At 65.5% G+C, this 23631-nt stretch carries 16 protein-coding genes and 2 pseudogenes; 14 read left to right on the forward strand and 4 right to left on the reverse strand.

Annotation, left to right across the window (positions count from 1 at the left end; all coding sequences use genetic code 11):
* Positions 1-11: 11 nt before the first annotated feature.
* The 3 genes and pseudogenes from AWY79_RS18200 to AWY79_RS07265 all read left to right on the forward strand — a co-directional run.
* A pseudogene (locus AWY79_RS18200) lies at positions 12-287 on the forward strand (hypothetical protein); the annotation flags it as partial.
* A gap of 154 nt (positions 288-441) precedes the next feature.
* A pseudogene (fdnG, locus tag AWY79_RS07260) lies at positions 442-3213 on the forward strand (formate dehydrogenase-N subunit alpha); the annotation flags it as partial.
* A 10-nt stretch (positions 3214-3223) separates the two neighbouring features.
* A complete protein-coding gene (locus AWY79_RS07265; protein ID WP_066802022.1) occupies positions 3224-3949 on the forward strand; it encodes a 4Fe-4S dicluster domain-containing protein in 726 nt (241 codons plus the stop codon).
* 67 nt (positions 3950-4016) lie between these two features.
* On the opposite strand, the gene AWY79_RS07270 is transcribed toward AWY79_RS07265, so the two are convergent.
* Positions 4017-4733 (reverse strand): DUF599 domain-containing protein, encoded by a 717-nt coding sequence (locus AWY79_RS07270; RefSeq protein WP_066802023.1) that lies wholly within the window; start codon positions 4731-4733, stop codon positions 4017-4019.
* Positions 4734-4829: 96 nt separating this feature from the next.
* Positions 4830-6239, reverse strand: coding sequence for a sigma-54-dependent transcriptional regulator (locus AWY79_RS07275; protein WP_066802024.1), 1410 nt, complete (start codon positions 6237-6239; stop codon positions 4830-4832).
* Positions 6240-6820: 581 nt separating this feature from the next.
* Here AWY79_RS07275 and AWY79_RS07280 point away from each other — a divergent pair.
* The 10 genes from AWY79_RS07280 (at position 6821) to AWY79_RS07330 (ending at position 20201) form a co-directional block, all read left to right on the forward strand.
* A complete protein-coding gene (locus AWY79_RS07280; protein WP_066802026.1) occupies positions 6821-7090 on the forward strand; it encodes a transposase in 270 nt (89 codons plus the stop codon).
* Positions 7091-7115: 25 nt separating this feature from the next.
* Positions 7116-9143, forward strand: coding sequence for a CoB--CoM heterodisulfide reductase iron-sulfur subunit A family protein (locus AWY79_RS07285; protein WP_066802028.1), 2028 nt, complete (start codon positions 7116-7118; stop codon positions 9141-9143).
* Between the two features lie 11 nt (positions 9144-9154).
* On the forward strand, positions 9155-9580 hold the full coding sequence (locus tag AWY79_RS07290; protein WP_066802030.1) for a hydrogenase iron-sulfur subunit: 426 nt from the start codon (positions 9155-9157) through the stop codon (positions 9578-9580).
* 17 nt (positions 9581-9597) lie between these two features.
* Positions 9598-10728, forward strand: a complete 1131-nt coding sequence (locus AWY79_RS07295; RefSeq protein WP_066802032.1) for a Coenzyme F420 hydrogenase/dehydrogenase, beta subunit C-terminal domain — start codon at positions 9598-9600, stop codon at positions 10726-10728.
* 16 nt (positions 10729-10744) lie between these two features.
* Positions 10745-14188, forward strand: coding sequence for a 4Fe-4S binding protein (locus tag AWY79_RS07300; RefSeq protein ID WP_066802033.1), 3444 nt, complete (start codon positions 10745-10747; stop codon positions 14186-14188).
* Positions 14189-14223: 35 nt separating this feature from the next.
* The gene (locus AWY79_RS07305; RefSeq protein ID WP_066802035.1) at positions 14224-14793 is read left to right on the forward strand and encodes a 4Fe-4S dicluster domain-containing protein; all 570 of its coding nucleotides are present in this window, start codon (positions 14224-14226) and stop codon (positions 14791-14793) included.
* On the forward strand, positions 14790-15710 hold the full coding sequence (locus AWY79_RS07310; protein ID WP_066802036.1) for a CoB--CoM heterodisulfide reductase iron-sulfur subunit B family protein: 921 nt from the start codon (positions 14790-14792) through the stop codon (positions 15708-15710). Before AWY79_RS07305 ends, AWY79_RS07310 begins: the two co-directional genes overlap by 4 nt.
* Before the next feature lie 24 nt (positions 15711-15734).
* On the forward strand, positions 15735-16640 hold the full coding sequence (locus AWY79_RS07315) for a universal stress protein (protein WP_066802037.1): 906 nt from the start codon (positions 15735-15737) through the stop codon (positions 16638-16640).
* 100 nt (positions 16641-16740) lie between these two features.
* Entirely contained in the window at positions 16741-18039 is a 1299-nt protein-coding gene (locus tag AWY79_RS18205) for a (Fe-S)-binding protein (RefSeq protein ID WP_078063671.1), read from the forward strand.
* Positions 18040-18215: 176 nt separating this feature from the next.
* Positions 18216-20201 (forward strand): monovalent cation:proton antiporter family protein, encoded by a 1986-nt coding sequence (locus AWY79_RS07330; protein WP_066802040.1) that lies wholly within the window; start codon positions 18216-18218, stop codon positions 20199-20201.
* Between the two features lie 83 nt (positions 20202-20284).
* Here the strand turns inward: AWY79_RS07330 and AWY79_RS07335 are convergent, their stop codons facing one another.
* Positions 20285-20995 (reverse strand): 4Fe-4S double cluster binding domain-containing protein, encoded by a 711-nt coding sequence (locus AWY79_RS07335; protein WP_066802042.1) that lies wholly within the window; start codon positions 20993-20995, stop codon positions 20285-20287.
* A 274-nt stretch (positions 20996-21269) separates the two neighbouring features.
* On the opposite strand from AWY79_RS07335, the gene AWY79_RS07340 reads away from it, so the two are divergent.
* A complete protein-coding gene (locus AWY79_RS07340) occupies positions 21270-21890 on the forward strand; it encodes a hypothetical protein (protein ID WP_066802044.1) in 621 nt (206 codons plus the stop codon).
* 213 nt (positions 21891-22103) lie between these two features.
* Here the strand turns inward: AWY79_RS07340 and AWY79_RS07345 are convergent, their stop codons facing one another.
* Positions 22104-23627: an ATP-binding protein gene (locus AWY79_RS07345; RefSeq protein ID WP_066802046.1), complete on the reverse strand. Its 1524-nt coding sequence runs from the start codon at positions 23625-23627 to the stop codon at positions 22104-22106.
* Positions 23628-23631: the final 4 nt, after the last annotated feature.

Consider the following 23631-nt stretch of genomic DNA (forward strand, 5'->3'; position numbering starts at 1 on the left):
AAGGAGTGGGTATGAAAGTCAACAGAAGAAGCTTTCTCCAACTGGCCGCAGTGACCGCCGTCTCGTCGGCGTTCTGTGGGCTGGGGTTCGAAACCGAGGCGCTGGCCGCGGACCGGATCGCCATGCTGGAGCCGAAGTGGAGCAAACAGACCACCTCGGTCTGCTGTTATTGCGCCGTGGGCTGCGGCCTGATCGTCAACACGGACCTCAAGACCAAGCGCGCGATCAACGTCGAGGGCGACCCCGACCATCCGATCAACGAGGGCGCCACCTGCGCCAAGGGCGCGTCCATCTGGCAGGCTGGCCGAGAACAAGGAGCGCCCGCCGCGCGCGCCCTGTACGCGCGCCCCCCCGGCCTGCTTGTCGTGGGCGAGCGGAGCTCAGTGGCCAGAGGCGGTGCCGCGCGGTGGGCCACAGATGGGCGTGGTCAAGGGACCGCACTCCATCTGGCAGCTGGCCGAGAACAAGGAGCGCCCGCCGCGCCCCCTGTACCGCGCCCCCTATTCCTCGGAGTGGAAGGAAGTCTCCTGGGACTGGGCGTTGGGCGAGATCGCCAAAAGGGTCAAGAAGACCCGCGACGCCAGCTTCACGGAGAAGAACGACAAGGGGCAGGTGGTCAACCGCTGCAACGGGCTGGCGTCCGTGGGCTCGGCGGCCATCGACAACGAGGAGTGCTGGACCTATCAGGCCATGCTCCGCGCCCTCGGGCTGGTCTACGTCGAGCACCAGGCGCGCATCTGTCACAGCTCCACCGTGGCGGCCCTGGCCGAGAGCTTCGGCCGCGGGGCCATGACCAACCACTGGAACGACATCGCCAACAGCGACTGCATCCTGGTCATGGGCTCCAACGCGGCTGAGAACCATCCCATCTCCTTCAAGTGGGTGACCAAGGCCATGGTCAAGGGGGCCAAGCTGATCTCCATCGATCCTCGCTTCACCCGCACCTCGGCCAAGGCGGATCTGTACTGCCAGATCCGCGCCGGGTCGGACATCGCCGTGCTCGGCGGCCTGATCAAGTACATCCTGGACAACGACCTGATCCAGCGCGACTACGTGGTCAGCCACACCAACGCCCCGTTCATCATCAGCGACAAGTTCACGTTCAACGACGGGCTGTTCAGCGGGTACACCAAGAACGGCGACGACGAGGACTACGTCGGCGCATACGACAAGTCCCAGTGGGCCTACGAGCGGGACGAGCAGGGGCTGCCCAAGCGGGACGAGAGCCTCAAGCATCCGCGCTGCGTGTACAACCTGCTCAAGGCGCACTACGCGCGCTACGACGTGGACAAGGTGGTCAGCGTCTCCGGCATCGACAAGGACGGCCTGCTCGAATTCTACAAGCTGTTTTCGGCCACGGGCAAGCCGGACAAGGCCGGGACCATCATGTACGCCATGGGCTGGACCCAGCATACCGTGGGTACGCAGTACATCCGCACCATGGCCATGGTCCAGCTGCTGCTCGGCAACATCGGCGTCTCCGGCGGCGGCGTGAACGCCCTGCGCGGCGAGTCCAACGTCCAGGGGTCCACGGACCACTGCCTGCTGTGGCACATCCTGCCCGGCTATCTGGCCACCCCCAACGCCGGACTGCCCACCTACCGGGAGTACGTGGACGCCAAGGCCAAGCCACACCTGCAAGGGGCCAAGGACCCGAAGAGCGCGGCCTGGTGGCAGTATTACCCGAAATACATGTCGAGCTTCCTCAAGGCCATGTACCCGGAGGCCTCCAGCGAGGACGCCTACGCCTGGCTGCCCAAGGCCGAGGACGGCAAGACCTACACCTGGCTCCAGCTGTTCGAGGCCATGCGCAAGAAGGAGTTCACCGGCTTCTTCGCCTGGGGCATGAACCCCGCCTGCGGCGGTGCCAACGCGGGCAAGAACCGGCAGGCCATGACCAACCTCGACTGGATGGTCAACGTCAACATCTTCGACAACGAGACGGGCTCCTTTTGGCGCGGCCCCGGCATGGACCCGAAAAAGGTCAAGACCGAGGTCTTCTTCCTGCCCTGCGCGGTCTCCATCGAGAAGGAAGGGTCCATCACCAACTCCGGCCGCTGGATGCAGTGGCGCTACCAGGGTCCCACGCCGCGCGGCGAGTCCAAGTCCGACGGCCACATCATGACCGAGCTCTTTGACAAGATCAGGGCGCTCTACGCCAAGGAGGGCGGCGCGTTCCCCGAGCCGATCAAGAACCTCTCGGTGGACATGTGGAAGACCCGCGGCGAGTTCGACGCCCACCAGGTGGCCAAGCTGATCAACGGCTACTTCCTGAAGGACGTGACCATCAAGGACAAGACCTACAAGAAGGGTACCCTGGTGCCGAGCTTCGCCCTGCTCCAGGACGATGGCTCCACCTGCTCGGGCAACTGGCTCTACTGCAACTCCTACACCGAGGACGGCAACCGGGCCGCCCGCAGGAGCAGGGAGCAGACCCCCGAGCAGGAGAAGATCGGCCTGTTCTCCAACTGGTCCTGGTGCTGGCCCGTGAACCGGCGGATCATCTACAACCGCGCCTCCTGCGACAACACGGGCAAGCCCTATGCCCCGCAGAAGCCGGTGGTGGCCTGGAACGGCAAGAGCTGGATCGGCGACGTGCCGGACGGCGGCTGGGCGCCCGGCACCAAGTACGCCTTCATCATGCTGCCCAACGGCCACGGCCACGTCTTCGGACCCGGCCGCCAGGACGGCCCGTTCCCGGAACACTACGAGCCCATGGAGACCCCGTTCACCAAGCACGAGTTCTCGAACCAGCTCAACAACCCCACGGCGCTGCGCTTCGCGCGCGAGGCCCTGGCCGTGGCCGATCCCAAGTATCCCTACGTGGCCACGACCTACCGCGTGACCGAGCATTGGCAGACCGGCCTCATGACCCGCCACACCCCGTGGCTGCTGGAGACCATGCCGCAGATGTTCGTGGAGATGTGCGAGGAGCTGGCCAAGGAGAAGGGCATCGAGAACGGCGAGAAGGTCATGGTCGAGTCCATCCGGGGCTCCATCTGGGCCATCGCCATGGTCACCAAGCGGATGCACCCGCTCAAGGTCATGGGCAAGACCGTGTACCAGCTCGGCATGCCGTGGTGCTTCGGTTGGCAGATGCCCCACGACGGCAGCGGCGGCGATTCGTCCAACCTGCTGACCCCGTCCGTTGGCGATCCCAACACCGGCATCCCCGAAACCAAGGTCTTCGTGGCCAACGTCCGCAAGCTGTAAGGAGAACGTTATGAACGGTAAATCATTCCTGGTGGACCTGACCCGCTGCACGGCGTGCCGCGGCTGTCAGATCGCCTGCAAGCAATGGAAGAAGCTCCCCGCCGAGAAGACCACCAACTGGGGGTCCTACCAGAATCCCAAGGACCTGTCCTCGGAGACCATCCGGCTGGTCCGCTTCTCGGAGGTGGTGGACGAAGGCACGCTGCGCTGGCTGTTCTTCCCGGAACAGTGCCGCCACTGCCTGGAGGCCCCGTGCTCCACGGTGCCGGAGAACCCCAAGGCCATCCTGCACGACAAGGAGACCGGGGCCGTGGTGTACACGGAACTGACGGCCAAGGAAGACGGCGAGTCCATCCGCATGGCCTGCCCGTACGACATTCCCAGGGTGGACCCCAAGACCAAGGTCGTGAACAAGTGCGACATGTGCATCGACAGGGTCCGGGCGGGCAAGCTCCCGGCCTGCGTCCAGGCCTGTCCCACCGGGACCATGAACTTCGGCGACAGGGAAGACATGCTCAAGCTGGGCGAGGAGAGGCTCGCTGCGGCCAAGAAGAAGTTCCCCAAGGCCATGCTGGTCGACCCCGAAGAGACCCGGGTCATCTACCTGGCGGGCGTGCCGCCCGAGAACTACTACGAATACCTGGAGGCGGACGCCTCTGACGTCATGCCGGACTCGCTGACCAGGAAGCAGTTCCTGGCCAAGCTCGGCAAGCCGATCCGGAGCATGCGCTCCTAGGCGGACCGACCGACTCGAAACCTTCGGCCCGGCTTCATGCCGGGCCGTTCTTATTTGGTCCGGGGACCTACTTGTTCGGCAGGGGACAGGAGTTCTTGTAGATGGCCCCCAGGTAGCTGCAGTCGAGCTTGGGGGTCTTTTCGATGCGCCAGACCAGGATCACCAGGGTCACGGTGGCCAGGACCATGAAGACCGGGCTGAACAGCCAGAAGATGAGCGGGACCAGGAAGTAGTAGGCGCGCATGCCCATGTGGAAATAGCCGCCCGCCTTGTTCAGCTGGATGGCCACGAAGGTGATGGACGCCCCGTAGCTGCCCTCCTCGGGCGGGGTGTTGATCAGGAATCCCACGTGGCTGAAGAGCCGGATGGCGAAGGAGAAGTTGAAGAAGGCGATGAACAGGTTGGCCAGGATGACCAGCAGCTTGAGGGTCAGGGTGGACTCGGCCCGGGAGCCGAAGAGGTTCAGGGCGTGCCAGGTCTGGCCCAGCTTGTCCGCCTGGCCCGAGAGGGTCAGCAGGCCCACGGCCAGCAGGACCGCGGTGGAGGCCAGAAAGGTGGCGGCCATGGTCGAGTTGCGCAGGGTCTGCACGGCCAGGATGTCGTTCTTCTCCTCCATGACGTTGACCACCCAGGCGGTGCGCGCCAGCATGGTCGCTCCGTACAGGGAGTAGGTCGGGTCGGTCTTCAGCTTGGAGCGCACGAAGAAATGGTAGAAGGTGAACAGTCCGGCGGAGAGCAGCAGGCAGATCACGTCGGTCAGATGCGGTGCGATTAACTGGTTCATTTCGATTCCCTCTTGTCGGCGGCATGGCCCGGTCCGGTCCCGGACCGGGCGGGTACGCGCAACAGGATACCCCGTTTGTCCGCCGGGGGCCAGAGGTCACTTGCGCGGGATGGAATGTTGCTTGAGCAGGGCGTAGAGCCGGGCGCGGGACAGGCCCGAGATGGAGCAGGAAGCGGCGATGTCACCCCCGGTGATCTCCATCAGGTTGCGCAGGTATCGCTGCTCGCTCTGGGCCAGTTGCTGGTCGCGGTAGGTGCGCAGGTCCGGGAAGGTTTCGGCCGGGCCGGCCTCGCTGTGGTGCGTCGGCGCGGGCCGGGAGCGGTCCGACTCCAGCTCGCGGCGGGCCAGCCGGGCGCGGATCGCCTTGGGCAGGTGGCGGGGGAAGAGCACCGCGTCGTCGCCCGCCCGCGACAGCGCCTGCTCCAGGGTGTGCATCAGCTCCCGGACGTTGCCCGGCCACTCGTAGTGCATGAGGGCGTCCAGGAAGTCCGGCGAGAATCCCTTGGTGGACATGTGGAACTTCTCGCAGTGGCGCTGGATGAACTTGCAGGTCATCTCGTTGATGTCCTCGGCGATCTCCCGCAGCGGCGGCAGGGCGATGTGCATGCCGCGCAGCCGGAAGTAGAGGTCCCGCCGGAACTCGCCCTCGGCGACCATGTCCTCCAGGTCGCGGTTGGTGGCGGACAGCAGCCGGAAGTCGCTGGTGATCTCCCTGGTCCCGCCCACGGGCCGGAAACTGCGTCCCTCCAGGACCCGGAGGAAGACCTTCTGCAACGACATGGGCAACTCGCCCACCTCGTCCAGGAAGAGCGTGCCCCGGTCGGCCTGCTTGACCAACCCCACGGAGGGCGAGTCCGCGCTGGTGAACGCCCCGCGCTCGTGCCCGAAGAGCAGGCTCTCGGCCAGGGTGTCGGGCAGGGCGGCGCAGTCCACCACCACGAACGGCTTTTCCTTGCGCGCCGAGTTCTTGTGGATGGAGCGGGCGAACAGTTCCTTGCCCGTGCCGGTCTCCCCCACCAGCAGCACGTTGATGTCGCTGGTGGCGGCCTGGGCCACGGAATCCAGACAGGAGAGCATGGGGCGGCTGTTGCCGATGATTCCCTGGCGGCGCAGGGAGACCGGGCAGGATCCGGAGTGGACCTTGGTGTGGTAGGTGACGGCCCGCTCCAGCAGGACCAGCAGCCGTTGCAGGTTCACCGGCTTGAGCACGTAGTTCCAGGCCCCGTTCTGGATGGCCCGTTCGGCCACGTCCGGGTCCCTGCGGTGGGACAGGACGATGGCCTCGGGAAAGGAGGGCACCTCCCTGACCTCGGCCAGGTAGTCCACCCCGTCCCCGTCGGGCAGGTCGTCGCCTATCAGGACCACCTTGTACGACCCGGTATGCAGGATGCCCATCGCCTTGGACAGCGAGTCGCAGCGGTCGGCGGCGAAGCCGTGTTCCAGCAGCGAATCGGCCAGCCGGGCGACAAAGGACTCGTCCCCGTCGATTATCAGAATGTCGGTCATTGGCGCCTCCCTTGAAGTATGGCGCTGGCGGTAACCTATCACATTCTACCTATCTTGGAAATGAAGATTACTGTTCGGCATTATTGAACATAATCCTTCAAAATCCCCCCTTGGGCACTGGGATATCTCGTGCGGCAAGACCGTTTCGCCGGGATGGACGCCGGGTGAGATGGAGAGTGTCCGCCTTCCGGAGGGGACGGCGTTGCCCGGTCGGATGGTCTCCAGACTCTCCAAGGGGGCGCCGGGCGTCTTGCCCGGCAGGACGCGTCTTGTTTCACAAGACATAAAATGCATGTTTTTTTGAGTGTTTATGAGGCCGATTATCAAGTGCCGACGACTATCCTCCCCAATTATCTCTCTATGTTTGAAACGGCATGCATTTTGACTAAGGGAGAAAGTGAGTCCTCCTGACCGAAATCGAGTTCAGCTTGCGGAAATACAATTCCTCTTCAATTTCAGAATGTTGCCGAATGACGGGAGGCGCAGGGAGGAACGGGCCGCCACAGCGCCGCATTCACCAGCTCTCAAGCGGGAGACCGAGGCGCGGCGAGACGGGGGAAGAACGGCAGGAGGTGCGGCAGATGAGGCGAAAGTGGGATGCGAAGACCAAGGCGAGGATCGTGCTGGCCGGATTGACCGGGGCCTGCGTCAACGACCTGTGCAGGGCGCACGATCTGCGGCCCGGCCAGTACTACAAGTGGCGGGGGCATTTTCTGGAGAACAGCTACCGGGTGTTCGAGAAACCGCCCACGGAGCAGTCCGACGCCGAGATGGCGGCCGAGAACGAGGAACTGAAGAAGTTGGTAGGCGAGCTGACCCTGGAACTGACCAGCGGCAAGCCGGTTCGTTGACCGTCGTTTTTATGGAGGATGGGCCATGTCGAGAAAGATCGGAGTTTACGTCTGTCATTGCGGGTCCAACATCGCGGGCAAGGTGGACTGTCCCGGCGTGGCCGAGTTCGCCGCGGGCCTCAAAAACGTGGCCGTGTCCCGCGACTACCAGTTCATGTGCTCGGACCCCGGACAGGAGATGATCATCAAGGACATCCGGGACTACGGCCTGGATCGCGTGGTGGTCGCCTCCTGTTCTCCCCGGCTGCACGAGAAGACCTTTCAGAAGGCGTGCGCGCGCGGCGGGCTGAATCCGTACCTCATGCAGCACTGCTGCATCCGCGAGCACTGCTCCTGGACCACGGCGGACCCTGAGGAGGCCACGGCCAAGGCGCGGCGCATCGTGGAGGGCGCGGTCAAGCGCGTGGCCGACCACCAGAAGCTCTACTCACGCGAGGTCGGCGTCCTGCCGGACGTCATGGTCGTGGGCGCGGGCATCGCTGGCATCCAGGCCGCGCTGGATATCGCCAAGTCCGGGCACAAGGTCCACCTGGTGGAGAAGAGCCCGTCCATCGGCGGTCATATGGCCCAGTTCGACAAGACCTTCCCCACCCTGGACTGCGCGGCCTGCATCTCGACCCCCAAGATGGTGGCCGTGAGCCAGGAACCGAACATCAACCTGATGACCTGGTCCGAGGTGGAAGAGGTCACCGGGTTCGTGGGCAACTACACGGTCACGGTCCTGCGCAAGCCGAGGTACGTCAACGAGGACGTCTGCACCGGATGCGGCGCCTGCCTGGAGAAATGCCCGACCAAGGCGATCAGCGAATTCAACGAGGGACTGGGGTTCCGCAAGGCGATCTACCGCAATTCGCCCCAGGCCGTGCCCAGCACTCCGGTCATCGACGGCAACGCCTGCAAGAAGATCACCAAGGACAAGTGCGGCATCTGCCAGACCATCTGCCCCACCGGGGCCATCGACTACGGGATGAAGGAGACCCGCGAGGTCTTCCACGTGGGTTCCATCGTGCTGGCCACGGGCTACGACACCATGGACCCGACCCCCATGCGCGAATACGGCTTCGGCCGCTACGACGAGGTCTACACCGCGCTCCAGTTCGAGCGGCTGAACAACGCGGTCGGCCCCACCGAGGGCAAGATCGTCATGAAAAACGGCAGGAAGCCGGAGTCCGTGGCCATCATCCACTGCGTGGGCAGCCGCGACAGGAATTACCACGAATACTGTTCGCGGACCTGCTGCATGTACGCGCTCAAGTACGACCATCTGATCAAGGACAAGGTCGGACACGACACCATGGTCTACAATTTCTACATCGACATGCGCTGCTTCGGGAAGGGGTACGAGGAGTTCTACCGGCGGGTCCAGGAGGAGGGCGTGACCTTCATCCGGGGGCGGCCCGCCGAGGTGGTGGAGGAGGACGGCAAGCTTGTGGTCGTGGGCGAGGACACCCTGCTCGGGATCAACGTCCGGCTGCCCGTGGACATGGTCATCCTGTGCACGGCCATGGAGCCGAGGCCGGATGCCACCGAGGTGGCCCGCGTCTTCGGCATCGCCCAGGGCCAGGACGGGTTCTTCCTGGAGGAGCACCCCAAGCTCGGGCCGGTCTCCACGGCCACGGACGGCGTGTTCCTGGCCGGGACCTGCCAGGGGCCCAAGGACATCCCGGACGCGGTCTCCCACGCCTCGGGCGGGGCGGCCCAGGCCCTGGCCCTGGCGGCCAAGGGTACGGTCTCCATCTCGCCGACCACCTCCTGGATCAATCCGGACATCTGCGTGGGCTGCCGCGTCTGCGTGGGGCTGTGCGCCTACTCGGCCATCGAATTCGACGAGCGCCGCAACGTGGCGGTAATCAACGAGGCCATGTGCAAGGGGTGCGGCTCCTGCGCCGGGTACTGTCCCAGCGGCGCGGCCCAGATCAAGCACTTCAACGAGACCCAGATATTCAACGAGATCGACGGTCTGCTCGGCATGATCCCCGGCTGGCTGCCGCCCGAGGCGGGCGGGGGCGAACAGGCGCGGGCAACGGCTGAGCAACCGGGCGATCAGGCCTGAGGAGGCGCGTCATGAGTCACGAGTTCGAACCGACCATCCTGGCCTTTGTCTGCAACTGGTGCACCTTTACCGCGGCGGACCTGGCCGGGACATCGCGCATGGTCCAGCAGCCCAACCTGCGCATGGTGCGCATGATGTGCACCGGCATGGTGGACCCCAAGTACATCGTCAAGTCGCTGCTCTCCGGGGCGGACGGGGTGCTGGTCTCCGGCTGCCACCCCGGCGACTGCCACTACATCAACGGCAACTACAAGGCCCGGCGGCGGGTCAAGCTCCTGAGCGAGATCCTGCCGCAGTTCGGCATCGAGAAGGAACGGGTCAAGCTGACCTGGGTCGGGGCCAGCGAGGGCAATGAGTTTGCCGCCACGGTCAACAACTTCATCAACGAAATCAGAGAACTCGGACCCATGGAAACGCGTTCCATGGCCGTGGTCTAGGCCTGCGGGAGGGCGTCATGGCGACAACGGCAAAGATATTGATCGACGGGGGCAATCCCATAGCCGCGGTGCAGGGGTTCCTGCGCGGGCTGCTGGAGAACGAGAGCGTGGGCGGGGTGCTCACTCCGGTGCACCTGTTCGGCAAGGGCATGCCCATGCCGACCCTGGTCACCGACCCGGACCAGCTGTCCGGCGCGGACCCCCTGGCCCCGGCCTTCCCCATGAACAGCGCCAAGCTCCTGGCCCGGCTTACGCGGGGACAGTCCGGCGAGCGCATCGCCGCGGTCCTGCGGCCCTGCGAGATCCGGGCGTTCGTGGAGCTGGTCAAGCTCAACCAGGGCAGTCTCGACGACGTCATCCTGGTGGGGCTGGACTGCATGGGGGCGTTCGACAATTCGGGCTACAAGCGGTTCCGGGGCGACCGCGACCCCTTCGAGGCCACCCTGGACTTCCACGGCTCGGCGGCGGACGGCGGGGCGGGGATAGCCCCGGCCTGCCAGTCGTGCGAGTATCCCGCGCCGGAGAACGCGGACCTGGTCCTGGGGCTGGCCGGGGCCGACCTGTCCGGTCACATCCCGGTCATGGCCACCAGCCCGCGCGGCGAATCCCTGCTCAACGGGCTGGGGCTGCCGGAGATGGCGTCGGCCAACGGGCGCGACAAGGCGCTCGAGGCCATGGTCGAGGTCCGCATCGCCAACCGGGACGCCATGTTCGAGCGCACCCGCGCGGCCACCGGCACCCTGACCGACCTGTCCGAATACCTGGCCTCCTGCGTCAACTGCTACAACTGCCGGGTGGCCTGCCCGGTCTGCTACTGCAAGGAGTGCGTCTTCAACACCGACGTCTTCGAGCACAAGCCGTGGCAGTACATGGGCTGGGCCAAGCAGAAGGGGGCCCTCAAGATGCCCACGGACACCATCTTCTATCACCTGACCCGCATGGCGCACATGTCCATGGCCTGCGTGGGCTGCGGCCAGTGCTCCAACGCCTGTCCCAACGACATCCCGGTCATGGAGCTGTTCCGCACCGTGGCGTCGCGCACCCAGCAGAGCTTCGACTACGTGCCGGGGCGCAGCCTGGACGAAGCGCCTCCGCTCTCGGTGTTCAAGGAGGACGAGTTCCAGGACGCGGTGTCCCACATGGCCTGATCCCAGGGAGGACGACATGAGAAAGCAATACGGAGCATTGGTGGTGGGCGCGGGCATCGGCGGCATCCGCGCCGCCCTGGATCTGGCGGTGACCGGCCACAAGGTGGCGCTCATCGACCGCAGGCCCAGCCACGGCGGGATTCTCAGCCAGCTCGACCACCAGTTCCCCTCGGACCACTGCGGCATGTGCCGCATGCTGCCGCTGATGGCGCGCGACTCCTCCAGCCAGTATTGCCTGCGCAAGGGGCTGTTCCACGACAATATCGACATCCTGCTGTCCACCGAGGTCGAGGACCTGGAGGGCGAGCCGGGCAAGTTCCTGGTCTCCCTCAAGCGCAAGTCCACGCTCATCGACCCGACCAAGTGCATCAGCTGCGGCGAGTGCTCCGAGGTCTGCCCGGTGCGCGTGCCCAGCGAGTTCAACGCCGGGCTGACCGAGCGTGCCGCGGTCTACCTGCCCGTGCCCCACGCCATCCCCAACCACTACGTCCTGGACCTGGACAATTGCCAGCGGTGCTGGAAGTGCCATGAGGCGTGTCCCACGGGGGCCATCGACTTCAAGTTCGAGGAGCGCAAGGACTTCCACATCCTGGTGGCCGACCGCGACCCGGACCTCCGGGCCATGATGGAGGAGGAGCTCAGGGAGCAGAACTTCCCGCTGCACTTCGCCGAGACGGGCCGCGACGCCGTGGACCGGCTGGCCTCCGAGGAGCCGGTGGGGCTGCTGCTGGTGGGCATGGGGCTGAACGACATGGACGCCGAGCGGGTCCTGATCCGCAGCCGCGAGCTGCGCCCGGACCTGCCCGTGGTGGTCCTGGCCGACCACGGCGCGGAGGAGGCCGCCCGGGCCCTGGTCCTCCAGGGCGCGCGCGAGTACCTGGTCAAGCCGCTCAAGGGCAAGCGGTTCGTGCCGTGGCTCGACAAGCTGTACGTGCGCATCCTGTCCGACGGCGTGGAAAAGCTGGAGGTCGGGGCCGTGGTCCTGGCCGGGGGCTTCGACTGCTACGTCCCGTCCATGGACCCGGAGGGCGGCGCGGACATCTGGTGCTACAACAATCCCGACGTGCTCACCGCCGTGGAGTTCGAGCGGCTGCTGTCCGGCACCGGCCCCACCGGGGGCAGGCTGCGGCGGCCGTCCGACGGCCAGCCCGTGCGCAGTATCGCCTGGCTCCAGTGCGTGGGGTCCCGCGACGTGAAGAAGAACGCGGATTTCTGTTCCGGAGTCTGCTGCATGTTCTCCATCAAGGAGGCGCTGCTGGCCAAGAAGGCCACCGGTGGCGACGTCGCCACCTCCATCTTCTACATGGACATGCGCACGTCCGGGAAGGAGTACGACCGCTACAGGGTGGCGGCGGAGAAGGAGCACGGCGTGCGCTTCGTGCGCAACCGGCCCCACACCGTGTGGCCCACCGAGGACGGCGGCCTGGCCCTGGGCTATCTGACCGACGCCGGGGAGATGGTCTCCGAGACCTTCGACATGGTCGTACTGGCCGCGGGCGCGCGCCCGCCCAAGGGGACGGACAAGTTCGCCCTGACCCTGGGCGTGGACCTCAATCAGTGGGGGTTCGTGGACGCCCAGCCCTACCTGCACGAGCGGACCAGCCGGATCGGCGTGTTCGCGGCGGGGGCCATGGGCGAGCCCAGGGACATCTCCGAGTCGGTCATTCAGGCCGGGGCCGCGGCCATGTCCGCCTCGCGCATCATCAAGGCGTATGACGTGCTGGCGGGCATCGAGGCCGAGCCGGAGCCGGAATACCCGGACGTGTCCAGGGACCCGGCCCGGACCCTGGTCACCGTGTGCACCTCCTGTCCGACGCTGGAGCAGGCCGTGGACCTGGACGGTCTGGCCGATCGCATGGGCCGCGTCCACTCGGTGTGCAAGGTCATGCGCGTGGGTTCCGCCTGCACCGCCCAGGGGTGGCGGGACATCGAGGAGGCGGCCCGGGAGTACAAGCCCAACCGCATCCTCATCGGTGCGTGCATGCCCTACGCCTACATCCCCCGGCTCAAGGAGCTGGGCAGGACCATCGGCCTGAACCCGGCGCTCATGGACGTGGTGGACATCTACACGCCCACCGTGGGCGGCCCGGACGGCAATGGCATGGACGACGGCGGCACGGGACGGAAGGTCTATGCCTCCCTGTCCACTGCCGTGGCCCGGCTCCAGGGCGCGGACCCGTCCGGCCCGGCCGTGACCGTGGACGTGATCCGCTCGGCCCTGGTGGTCGGCGGCGGGCTGGCAGGCATGACCGCGGCCATGTCCATCGCGGACCAGGGGTACGGCGTCTGCCTGGTGGAGTCCGAGGAGAACCTGGGCGGCACGGCCATGCGGCTGCACACCCAGCTCGACGGTTCGGACCCGCGCAAGTATATGGAAGAGCTCATCGCCCAGGTGGAGAAGCACCCGAACATCAAGGTCTTCAAGGACTCGCGGGTGGTCCTGTCGCGCGGCAGCGCGGGCCACTTCCGGTCCGCCATAGCCTCGCCCATGGGGGTCTTCCCCCTGGAGCACGGCGTGACCATCCTGGCCACCGGCGGGCACGAAGCCAAGGTCTACGAATCCGGCCTGTGCGTGCACAAGACGGTCATGACCCACCTGACCCTGGAGGAACGGCTGGCGACCGGCCAGTTGGACGCCAGGGAGCTGACCTCCGTGGTCATGATCCAGTGCTGGCGCAACCGCAACGAGGACCGCGCTTACTGCAGCCGGGTCTGCTGCCCGGAGATGCTCAAGAATGTCCTGAACCTCAAGGCGCGCAATCCGGACCTGCCCATCTACGTCTTCTACCGCGACATCATGGCCACCGGGTTCCTGGAAACCTACTACACCCAAGCGCGCAAGGCCGGGGCCATCTTCATCCGCTACGACGACCGGAGCGCGCCGCAGGTGACCTTCGAGGAAGGGTTGCCCGTGGTCCGGGGCTACGACCCGATCCTGGGCAGCCAGGTGGAGCTGCGGCCCGACATCCTCTCCCTGTCGAGCGGCATCGAGCCCAACGACGTGGAGGACCTGCTGGAGGTCTTCGAGGTGGCGGTCAACAAGGACGGCTTCTTTCAGGAGGCGGACTTCAAGTGGCGGCCCGTGGATTTCCTCAAGCAGGGGATCTACATGTGCGGCATCGCCCATTCGCCCCGGCGCATGGCCGGTGCCGTGGCCTCGGCCAAGGCGGCCGCCCAGCGCGCCCTGCGCATCCTCAACGCCGAGAAGATCCCGCGCGAGACCGTGGTGGCCACGGTCCGCCATTCCCTGTGCTCCCTGTGCCAGGCGTGCGTCAGCGCCTGCCCGTACGGGGCCAGGGTCCTGGACATGAACGAGGAGAAGATCGTCGTGGACGAGATTCTCTGCCAGGGATGCGGCGCCTGCGCCGCCGTCTGCCCCAACAGCGCCACGGTGCTCAAGGGGTTCCACGACGGGCCGATGATGTCCGTCATCGACGCGGCCCTGGAGCAGCCGGCCTGAGGCCGGGCAACCCTTTGCCAAGGAGAGAGCGAGCCATGAGCGGAGCAGTCAGGGAGACGTGGAGCCCGGCCCCGGAATCCGACCGGATGATCCTCAAGGAGCTGCGGGAGACCGTGGGCGCGTGCATGCAGTGCGGCACCTGTACCGCCTCCTGCCCCAACTGGCACGCCATGGACGTGACCCCGCGGGCCATGTGGCGGATGATCCAGTTCGGCATGCTCGACCGGATTCTCGAGAGCCGGACCTTCTGGATGTGTTCGTCCTGCTACCTGTGCACCCTGCGCTGTCCGCGCGGGCTGAAGCTGACCTCGGCCATGGCCGCCCTGAAGCGGCTGGCCGGAGTCGCGAACGGCCCGGCGGCCCGGCGCAACGGGTCCTTCTACGCCGCCTTCATGGACGACGTGGAGGCCCATGGCCGGGTGCAGGAGACGAGCATGATGCAGCGCTATTTCATCAGGCGGAGGGACCCGGCCGCGCCGCTGGCCTTCCTGCCGCTGGGCGTCCGCATGCTCTCCAAGGGCAAGGTGCATCTGCCCGGCAGGGGCATGGGCGGGGTGCTCAAGCCGCTGTTCGCCAAGGCGCGGGAACTGGAGGGAACGCCATGAGATATGCCTACTACCCGGGGTGCTCCCTGACGGAGAGCGCCCGCGAATTCGACGTCTCCACCCGGCTGGTCATGGAGCGGCTCGGCTGCGAACTGGTCGAGATCCCGGACTGGACCTGCTGCGGTGCGAGCGCCGCCGAGCCGGTGAGCCGGCTCATGAACTACGCGCTGCCCGCGCGCAACCTGGCCATCGCGGAGCAGGACATGGACGGCATGGACGTCCTGGCCCCGTGCGCGGCCTGCTACCTGAACCTGCTCAAGGTGGGCAGGGAGGCGGTCGGCGACCGGCACCTGCATGGCCGGATCAACGAGGTCCTGGCCGCGTCCGGCCTGGTCTACCGGGGCAAGGCGCGGGTCCGCCACCTGCTCGACGTGCTGAAAAACGACGTGGGCGCGAAGATCGTCGAGCAGAAGGTCACGGACTCCCTCAAGGGCATGAAGATCGCGCCCTACTACGGGTGCCAGATCCTGCGCCCGTACCCGGTGTTCGACGATCCCGGCAAGCCGGTCTCCATGGAGCCGTTCATCGAGGCCATGGGCGGCGAGGTCCATCGCTGGGACATGGGCAACCGGTGCTGCGGGGCCTCGCTCATGGTCGGCCATCCCGAGGTGGCCATCCGGTCCGTGGCCGAAATCCTGAACGCGGCTCGGGGGGCGGACGCCATCGCCACGGTCTGCCCCCTGTGCCAGATGAACCTGGAGGCCTACCAGGCCAAGGCGGCCAGGGCGGGCGGCCGAAGGGTCCCGGTCCTGTACCTGACCCAGCTCATGGGACTGGCCATGGGGCTGGACGACAAGGCCATGCGCCTTTCGGACAACCTGACCATGACCCCGGCGGTGCGCCGGGGCATTGCAGCCAGGGCGTGGGCCGAGCCCGCGCCCGGACAAGGTGCGGAAACTGTCGAGGCGAGCGGATAAACCTGAAAGGAAAGGGGGCAAGTCATGTTCAAGGATATCATTGTGGGAGTCACGCCCACCGGCATCGATGCGTGCGCGGTCAAGGCGGCCATCCGGTTCGCCGAGCGTTTCGAATCCCAGCTCTATTTGACCCATGTGGCGGGTATGGAGCAGGGATGGGGCTCCATCGAGCACCTGGCGCCGTCGGGCGAGACAGATCAGATCGGGACCAAGATCCGGGAGATGTACGCCGAGTACCTCGGCATCACGCCGGGCGCGCAGGTCGTGGTCGTACCGGGCATCCCGCACAGCGAGCTGTTGCGGTTGGCGAGGCAGAAGAACACGGACCTCATCGTCATGGGGCCGCATACCCAGGAGTATGAGGAAAAGCGGTCCAAGATGTGGGGCATGGCGGGCAGCACCCTTGAGCGCGTCAGTCAGCGCGCCCGCTGCCCGGTGATGATCGTGCACAAGGAGGTCGAGTGCAAGGACCCGCTGTTCGAGAACATCGTGGTCGCCACCGACTTCTCGGACCAGGCCGAGTGCGCCGTAGCCTACGGCGGCCAGATGGCCCGCCAGTACAAGGCCAAGCTGACCGTCATGCACGTCTGCGAACCGGGCGGTCAGGGGCGCAACGAGTGCCTGGCCAGGCTGGAGCACGACTACGGGCCGCGTCTGGACGGGGTCGTCGGCGTGGACTTCAAGGCCGCAGCGGGCGAGCCCGCCATGGAGATCCTGCTCGCGGCCCGGCAGAGCGGGGCGGACCTGGTGATCATGGCCCACCACTCCAAGGAGAGCGATCCGGAGAAGGCGTTCCTCGGCTCCACCGTCACCCAGGTGGCGCTGAACGCCCCGTGCCCGACCATGAGCGTCAACCGGCACTTCGACCTGCGCTGCGGCCTGATGTACGACCAGACCGGCCAGGTGGCCAAGGCCGAGGCCCTGGTCTAGCGGACGGGCCGCGCGGCGGCCCGAATGATCCAAAACGGACTCGGAGGCGGGTTTCCGCCTCCGGGACATCCCCCTGCACGGGATGGAAAAGGAGAGCGTCATGGCCGAAGCTGCGGAACTGCTCATCGAACCCAAGCGGTCGGAATTGGTTGAGAAGGTCAAGGAACTGCTGCCCGAGGGCGGCAACCTGAGCATGTGCCTGGCCTGCGGGGCCTGCGCATCCGGGTGTCCGGCCACGGGCATGCACGGCATGGACCCGCGCAAGTTCCTCCGGCTCGCCCTGTGGGGACAGGAGGAGGAGATTCGATCCACGCCGTGGGTCTGGCTGTGCACCATGTGCCGACGGTGCGTCCATGCCTGTCCCATGGAGGTTGACATCCCCCAGCTCGTCTACCACTGCCGCCAGTCCTGGCCCCGCGAGGAGCGCCCCAAGGGCATCCTCGGCTCCTGCGAGCAGGCCCTGGCCACCTCGGGCAACAGCGCCATGGGCGCGTCCAGCGAGGACTTCAAGTTCGTGGTCGAGGACGTTCTGGAGGAGGTCCGTGAAACCCAGCCCGGCATGGAGAACCTGGAGGTTTCCGTCGACCGGAAGGGGGCCTACTACTTTCTGAACCAGAACTCGCGCGAACCGGTGACCGAGCCGGACGAGATGGTCCCGCTGTGGAAGATACTGAACCTGGTGGGCGCGGACTGGACCTACTCCACCAAGGGGTGGGCGGCCGAGAACTACTGCATGTTCCTGGCCGACGACGAGTCCTGGGAAAAGGTGATCCGCAACAAGGCCGCGGCGGTGGAGGAGCTGGGGTGCAAGGTCTGGCTCAACACCGAGTGAGGACACGAATTCTACGCGGTCCGGGCCGGACTGCAAAAGTTCAACGTCGAGCACAGCTTCGGCATGGAGTCCATCATCCGCCTGTACGCCAGGTGGATTCGCGAGGGCAAGCTGCCCGTCAATTCCGACTGGAACAAGGAACTGGGCGTGACCTTCACGGTCCAGGACCCCTGCCAGCTGGTGCGCAAGTCCCTGCACGACCCGGTGGCCGAGGACCTGCGCTTCGTGGTCAAATCCGTGGTGGGCGAGGAAAACTTCATCGACATGTGGCCGAACAGGTCCAACAACTACTGCTGCGGCGGAGGCGGCGGGTTCCTGCAATCCGGGTTTGCCGAGGAGCGTCGGCAATACGGGAAGATCAAGCTGGAGCAGATCCTGCGCACCAAGGCGGACTACTGCATCGCCCCCTGCCACAACTGCCATTCCCAGATCCACGATCTCAGCGAACACTTCGAGGCGGGGTTCCCGGTGGTCCATCTGTGGACCCTCATCTGCCTCTCCCTGGGCATCCTGGGCGAGAACGAACGGGAGTACCTGGGCGACGATCTCAAGGAGGTCGGGCTGTAAAAAGGCAACGTTGCTGCTGTAAAGACAACAATTACGGAAGGTTGTGAGTTTTGCTCGCAACCTTCTTTTCCTGCTGGATAACTTTTGAATTCCTTTTTACATTCACATGGAGTCATTGACGACGGGCGTTGGCAACGCTTTTTCCCTAATTTGAATACCACAAGGCGGAATTTTCGATGGGCTTGACGGCCGACATCATTCTTCTCATTGTCTTTGCCTTCTTCTGCGGGCTGGGCGCGCAGCGGCTGGGGCAGCCCCTGATTCTCGGCTACATCCTGGCGGGCGTGCTGCTGGGACCGCACACCGGCGGGCTGACCATCACGGACACCCACGAGATCGAGCTGCTGGCCGAGATCGGCATAGCCCTGCTCCTGTTCGCCCTGGGGCTGGAATTCTCCCTCAAGGACCTCAAGCCGGTGAAGCTGATCGCGCTCATCGGAACGCCGTTGCAGATGCTTCTGACCATGTTCCTGGGCGTGGCCGTGGGCCAGTACATGGGGCTGGACTTCAAGTCCGCCCTGTGGCTCGGCGCGCTGGCCTCCTTCTCCTCCACCATGGTCATCCTCAAGACGCTCATGAACCAGGGCTGGCTCGGCACCCTGTCGAGCAAGGTCATGATCGGCATGCTCATCGTCCAGGATCTGGCCGTGGTGCCGATGATGATCATCCTGCCGGAGCTGAACGATCCCGTGGTGGGGCTGCCCAAGCTCGGGCTGGCCGCCCTCAAGGCGGCCGGGTTCCTGGGGGCCACCATCCTGCTCGGCACCCGGCTGCTGCCGTGGATTCTGTCCTTCATCGCCCGCCTCGGCTCGCGCGAGCTGTTCCTGCTGGCCATCGCGGCCATCGGCCTGGGCGTGGGCTACCTGACCTACCTGGCCGGGCTCTCCTTCGCCCTGGGCGCGTTCGTGGCGGGCATGGTCCTCAGCGAATCCGACTACGGCCACCAGGCGTTGAGCGACATCATCCCGCTGCGCGACATCTTCGGGCTGCTCTTCTTCTCCTCGGTGGGCATGCTCTTCGATCCCTACTTCATGGTCGTGCACTACAAGCAGGTCTTCTGGCTGCTGCTGGTGCTCTGCGTGGGCAAGGGCGCGATCTTCGTCGTGCTGGCCAAGCTCTTCCGCTACCGCAACGTGGTGCCCCTGGCCGTGGGCCTCGGTCTGTTCCAGGTCGGCGAGTTCTCCTTCGTGCTGGCGCGGCTCGGCCTGTCCTCCGGGTCCATCGACCACGAGCTCTATTCCCTGATCCTGACCGTGACGATCATCTCCATGGTCCTGACCCCGATCATCTCGGGCCAGACCGCCCGGCTTTACGGGCTGCGCAAGAAGTGGTTCCGCCAGGAGCAGCTGGAGTCCACCAACATCCCCGACAAGGGGCTGGACGGTCACGTGGTCATTCTCGGCGCGGGCAGGGTGGGGCTGCAGATTTCCCAGATCCTGAGTAGGCTGGACCGCCCCCACGTCCTGGTGGAGCTGGACCACAGGCGGTTCGAGCAGGCCAAGAAGACCGGCATCCCGGCGGTCTACGGCGACGCCAGCCACGAGGTGGTGCTGGACGCGGCGGGCATCGGCACGGCCGTTCTCCTGGTGGTCACCGTGCCGGACATGGTCACCACCCGCGCCATCATCCAGAACGCCCGGCACCGCAATCCGGAGCTGCAGATCATCGCCCGTTCGTCCTCTCCGGACAACATGCAGGTCATGAAGGACATGGGCGTGTCCGAAACCGTGCTGCCGGAGCTGGAGGCGAGCCTGGAGATGTCGCGCCAGTCGCTGCTCAGGCTCAAGATGTCCCCCATGGAGGTCCAGCGGCACACGGACAAGGTGCGCCAGGAACTCTATTCCGTGCTCAGCGACACCAACGACGGCTACCGGGAGCTGGTCCAGCTCCGGGGCGCGGAGCACCAGTTCGACCTGCAATGGGTCAAGCTGGCCGCGGCCAGCGGGCTGGCGGGCAAGTCCATCGGTGAGAGCAACGTGCGCAAGACCACGGGTGCGTCCATCGTGGGCGTGGTCCGAAACGGCGACCTCAAGACCAACCCGGACGCTTCCTTCGTGCTGGAGGCAGGGGACCTCATTGCCGTCATCGGCGGCGACGCGGACCGGCTGCGCTTTTGCTCCCTGTCCAAACATGGCAACGAGGAAGCGGTCCAGTGCGGCTGATCCGTCCGATTTCGGCATGAAAAAGGGCTTCCGGCAATGGCCGGAAGCCCTTTTTTACGATGTTGCGCGATCCAGGATGATCGTCAGGCCGCATTTTTCTTCCGTTTTCCGCCCCAGGGGCAGACCCGGATGCAGACTCCGCAGATGGAGGAGCCGATATGCTCCATCTTGGCGCAGACCTCGCGGACGTGGTGCACGCACCGCTCGAAGTGCAGGGCCTCGTGGCGCGAGGAATAGTGGGTCTCGGTATTCACGTTGCGGATGGCACCGGCAGGGCAGGCCTCGGTGCACTTGGTGCACGAGCCGCAGCGGTTCTTCAGCGGCTCGTCCGGGGCCAGCGGGGCGTCGGTGAGCACCGTGACCAGCCGGATGCGCGGGCCGAACTGCGGGCTGACGGTCAGCAGGCTCTTTCCCTGCCAGCCGATGCCCGCGGCCACGGCCACGGCCTTGTGCGAGAGGAAGGACATGTTCCGGGCCGTATCCAGCACCTGGCTGGCGGGCAGGGGCATGGCCTTGAAGCCCGCCTCCTCGATGGCTCGCGAGACCTTCAGGGCCGCCTCGTCCAGCAGCGCGTTCACCCGGGAGTAGTGGGATGCGTATATGGGCGTGGGCCAGCCGTCGATGGTCTCGATGACGGCGTCGCTCAAGGCCACGGCCATGGACACGGCGCGGGTGAACCCGTCGAGCAGGTCGGGCGGATTGGTCTCGATCCCGCGCAGCCGGTCGAGGTCCGCCACGCGCACCAGGGTGACGCCCTGGTCCACGGCAAAGGATTTGAGTTGTTGGGTATCCATGGCGCGAGGCTACGACTTCCGCCCCCCTTTTTCAAGGGGTGCGGGCGGGCCGCGCCGCACCCCATTCGCCGCGCAACACCCTTCGCAAGGGTTTCGCCATATGTTGCGGGTTTCGGCAAAGTCGCGCAAAAGGCGTTTTGCCAAACAGTCACGCAAAAAATATATGCTTTTATTATAGTGTGTTAAAAATAAAATAGGGAAAGCGGGAAGTGCGGCATGGCCTATGCAAAGTCTTGGGGCAAGAACACCGACCATCCAACAAGGAGTATGGATAATGGAACTCGTTTTTACCGCTCACGGGCACTCCTGCGACCTTGCCCTCCATCCCGTATCGGAGAAGACGGCCCGGACCATCGAAAAGTACGGGTCGGAAGTTTATTCCATGAAGGCCCTGGATTGGTGGCGCAAGGGCAAGACGGCCACCTGGGGCATGCGCATAGACGACCTCTGCCACATCCAGGTCAGCCTGGACGGCAAGCCCGTGGAGTTCGACTATGAAAGGATAGTGGCCGATCCTCTGCGCATCCGCAGGCGGATGTTCCTGGACAGCAGGGCCAAGTACCTCTGCGTCCTGGGGTTCGACAACGAGGTCTGCAGGTTCTCCTGGAAGTGGACCGGCGTGGACTCCTTCAACCCCGACCGTTTCGAGTTCATGGTCCACCAGTGGGACCGCATCATGGGCGAGGACGGCTACTTCATCCTCGATGAAATCCGGTACAACAACGAATTCGCCACCAACCACGATTGGTGCGACGCCTCCGGCTTCACCCTGGTTCCCCCGCGCATCATCGACCTCGACGAGGTCCGTCGCGAGCTGGCCGAAGGCGGACCGGAGCACATAGGTTCTCCCTTCCCCTCCCCCCGCATCACCGCTTCCACGAAGCATCCGGGCTAGCCCCGGGCACTCCTCTCCCGACAGGGGCAATCCGCAGCCCCGCTGGGACCCCTCCCGCGCCGAAGGCGTCGGGAGGGGCTTTCCTTTTCGGCGTCCGATAACGGCGGAAAACCCCATGCTCCAATCATTCCGATCCGGTTGACTGCGCCCGGAAAAAGTGGAGCCCCCGCGCCGTCGGGCGCGGGGACTCTGCTTTGGGGGGAGGGATGGGTTCTAGAAATCGGCTTCCGCGGCCTTGGCCGCCAGGTCCACGTCCAGGGCTGGCTGCAACCGCAGGGTCACGGTGGTTCCCTTGCCGGGCTTGCTGGCCAGGGTGACGCTGCCGCCCGCTTCCTCCACGATCTTCTTGATCAGCGGCAGTCCCAGGCCGTTGCCCTCGTCCTTGGTGGAGTAGAAGGGGTTGAAGGCGCGGTCCAGTTCGGTCTCGTTCATGCCCTTGCCCCGGTCGATGATGCTCAGGACCACCTCGCCCCCGTCCATGGCGGCGTCCAGGGTGATGTCTCCCCCCTCGGGCATGGCCTCGATGGAGTTCTTCAGGATGTTCACCAGGCACTGCTTGAGCGAATCGGCGTCGCCCAGGACCGAGGGCAGGTGCTCCCCGGCCTGGACCTCGATATTGTACCCCTGCCTTCCGTAGCCCACGTCCATGAGCTCGGCTACGTCGCGGCACACGGCCACGATGTCCACGGTCCCCTCCGGGCCGTGGGACGGGCGCACGAAGTTGAGCATGTTGGTCAGCAGCTTGTCGAGGCGCTTGGTCTCGTCCACGATGATCTGGACCTTTTCCCGCTCCTGGGTGTCCAGCTTGGGCGAGCGGAGCAGGGCGTTGGCAAACCCGCCCACCGCGTACAGCGGGTTGCGGATCTCGTGGGCCAGGTAGGTGGAGATTTCGCCGATGATGGCGAACTTGTCCTGCTGCTGCTGGTACTTCTCGCGCCGGGTGCGCTCGGTGATGTCGCGGTGCATGACCATGATGTGGGACATGTTCCCGCGCATGTCGAAGATGGGGTAGGCATAGAGCCGGTAGTACTGGAGCAGGCCGCTGCCGTTGACCCGGGTTACCATGGACTCCTCCTTCTTCCCGCTGAGCAGGGTCTTGTGGAAGGGGCAGACCGGGTCGAGCTGGTTGCAGAAGCAGGACCCGTCGCGCAGCCGCGCCGCCTTCCAGCACGGCTGCCCGAGCAGCTCCTTGCGGGTCACGCCCGCCCGCTGCCAGACCGTGCGGTTCAGGTCCTGGATGTTGCCGCTCTTGTCGAGCAGGAAGATGTCCTCTCGGATCTCGTCGATGATGGACTGGATGAGCGTCCGCTGGTGGTCCAGGCTGGCCATGTAGTTGCCCTTGACCACGGCCATGTCGTGCAGGCCGCACAGGAAGATGATGTCCCGGTGGTCCAGGAGGGCCACGGAGTCGGGCAGGGTCCGGCGCAGGCCGGAGCTGATCTCCCGTTCGCCGGTGATCTCGATGACCAGGTTGATCTCCGGGTGGGCCGCGAGCATCTCGGCATAGTCCCGGTAGACCGGGCAGGTCTCGCAGTCCTCGGGCAACTTCTTGGCCGGATCGGCGTTGCTGATGGCCGCCAGGCGCATCTCCGGCAGGAATTCGCGGAAGGTTTCGTTGTAGATGATGTCGAGCATGACCTTGAGCATGGAGCCGGTTCCCACCAGGCCGACGTTGAAGGGGCCGATGGAGCCGTTCCAGTAGCAGATGCCGAGGTTCTCGTAGGTGAAGTCTTCCATGCGC

It is taken from the genome of Pseudodesulfovibrio indicus (genome assembly GCF_001563225.1).
Lineage (GTDB): Bacteria > Desulfobacterota > Desulfovibrionia > Desulfovibrionales > Desulfovibrionaceae > Pseudodesulfovibrio > Pseudodesulfovibrio indicus.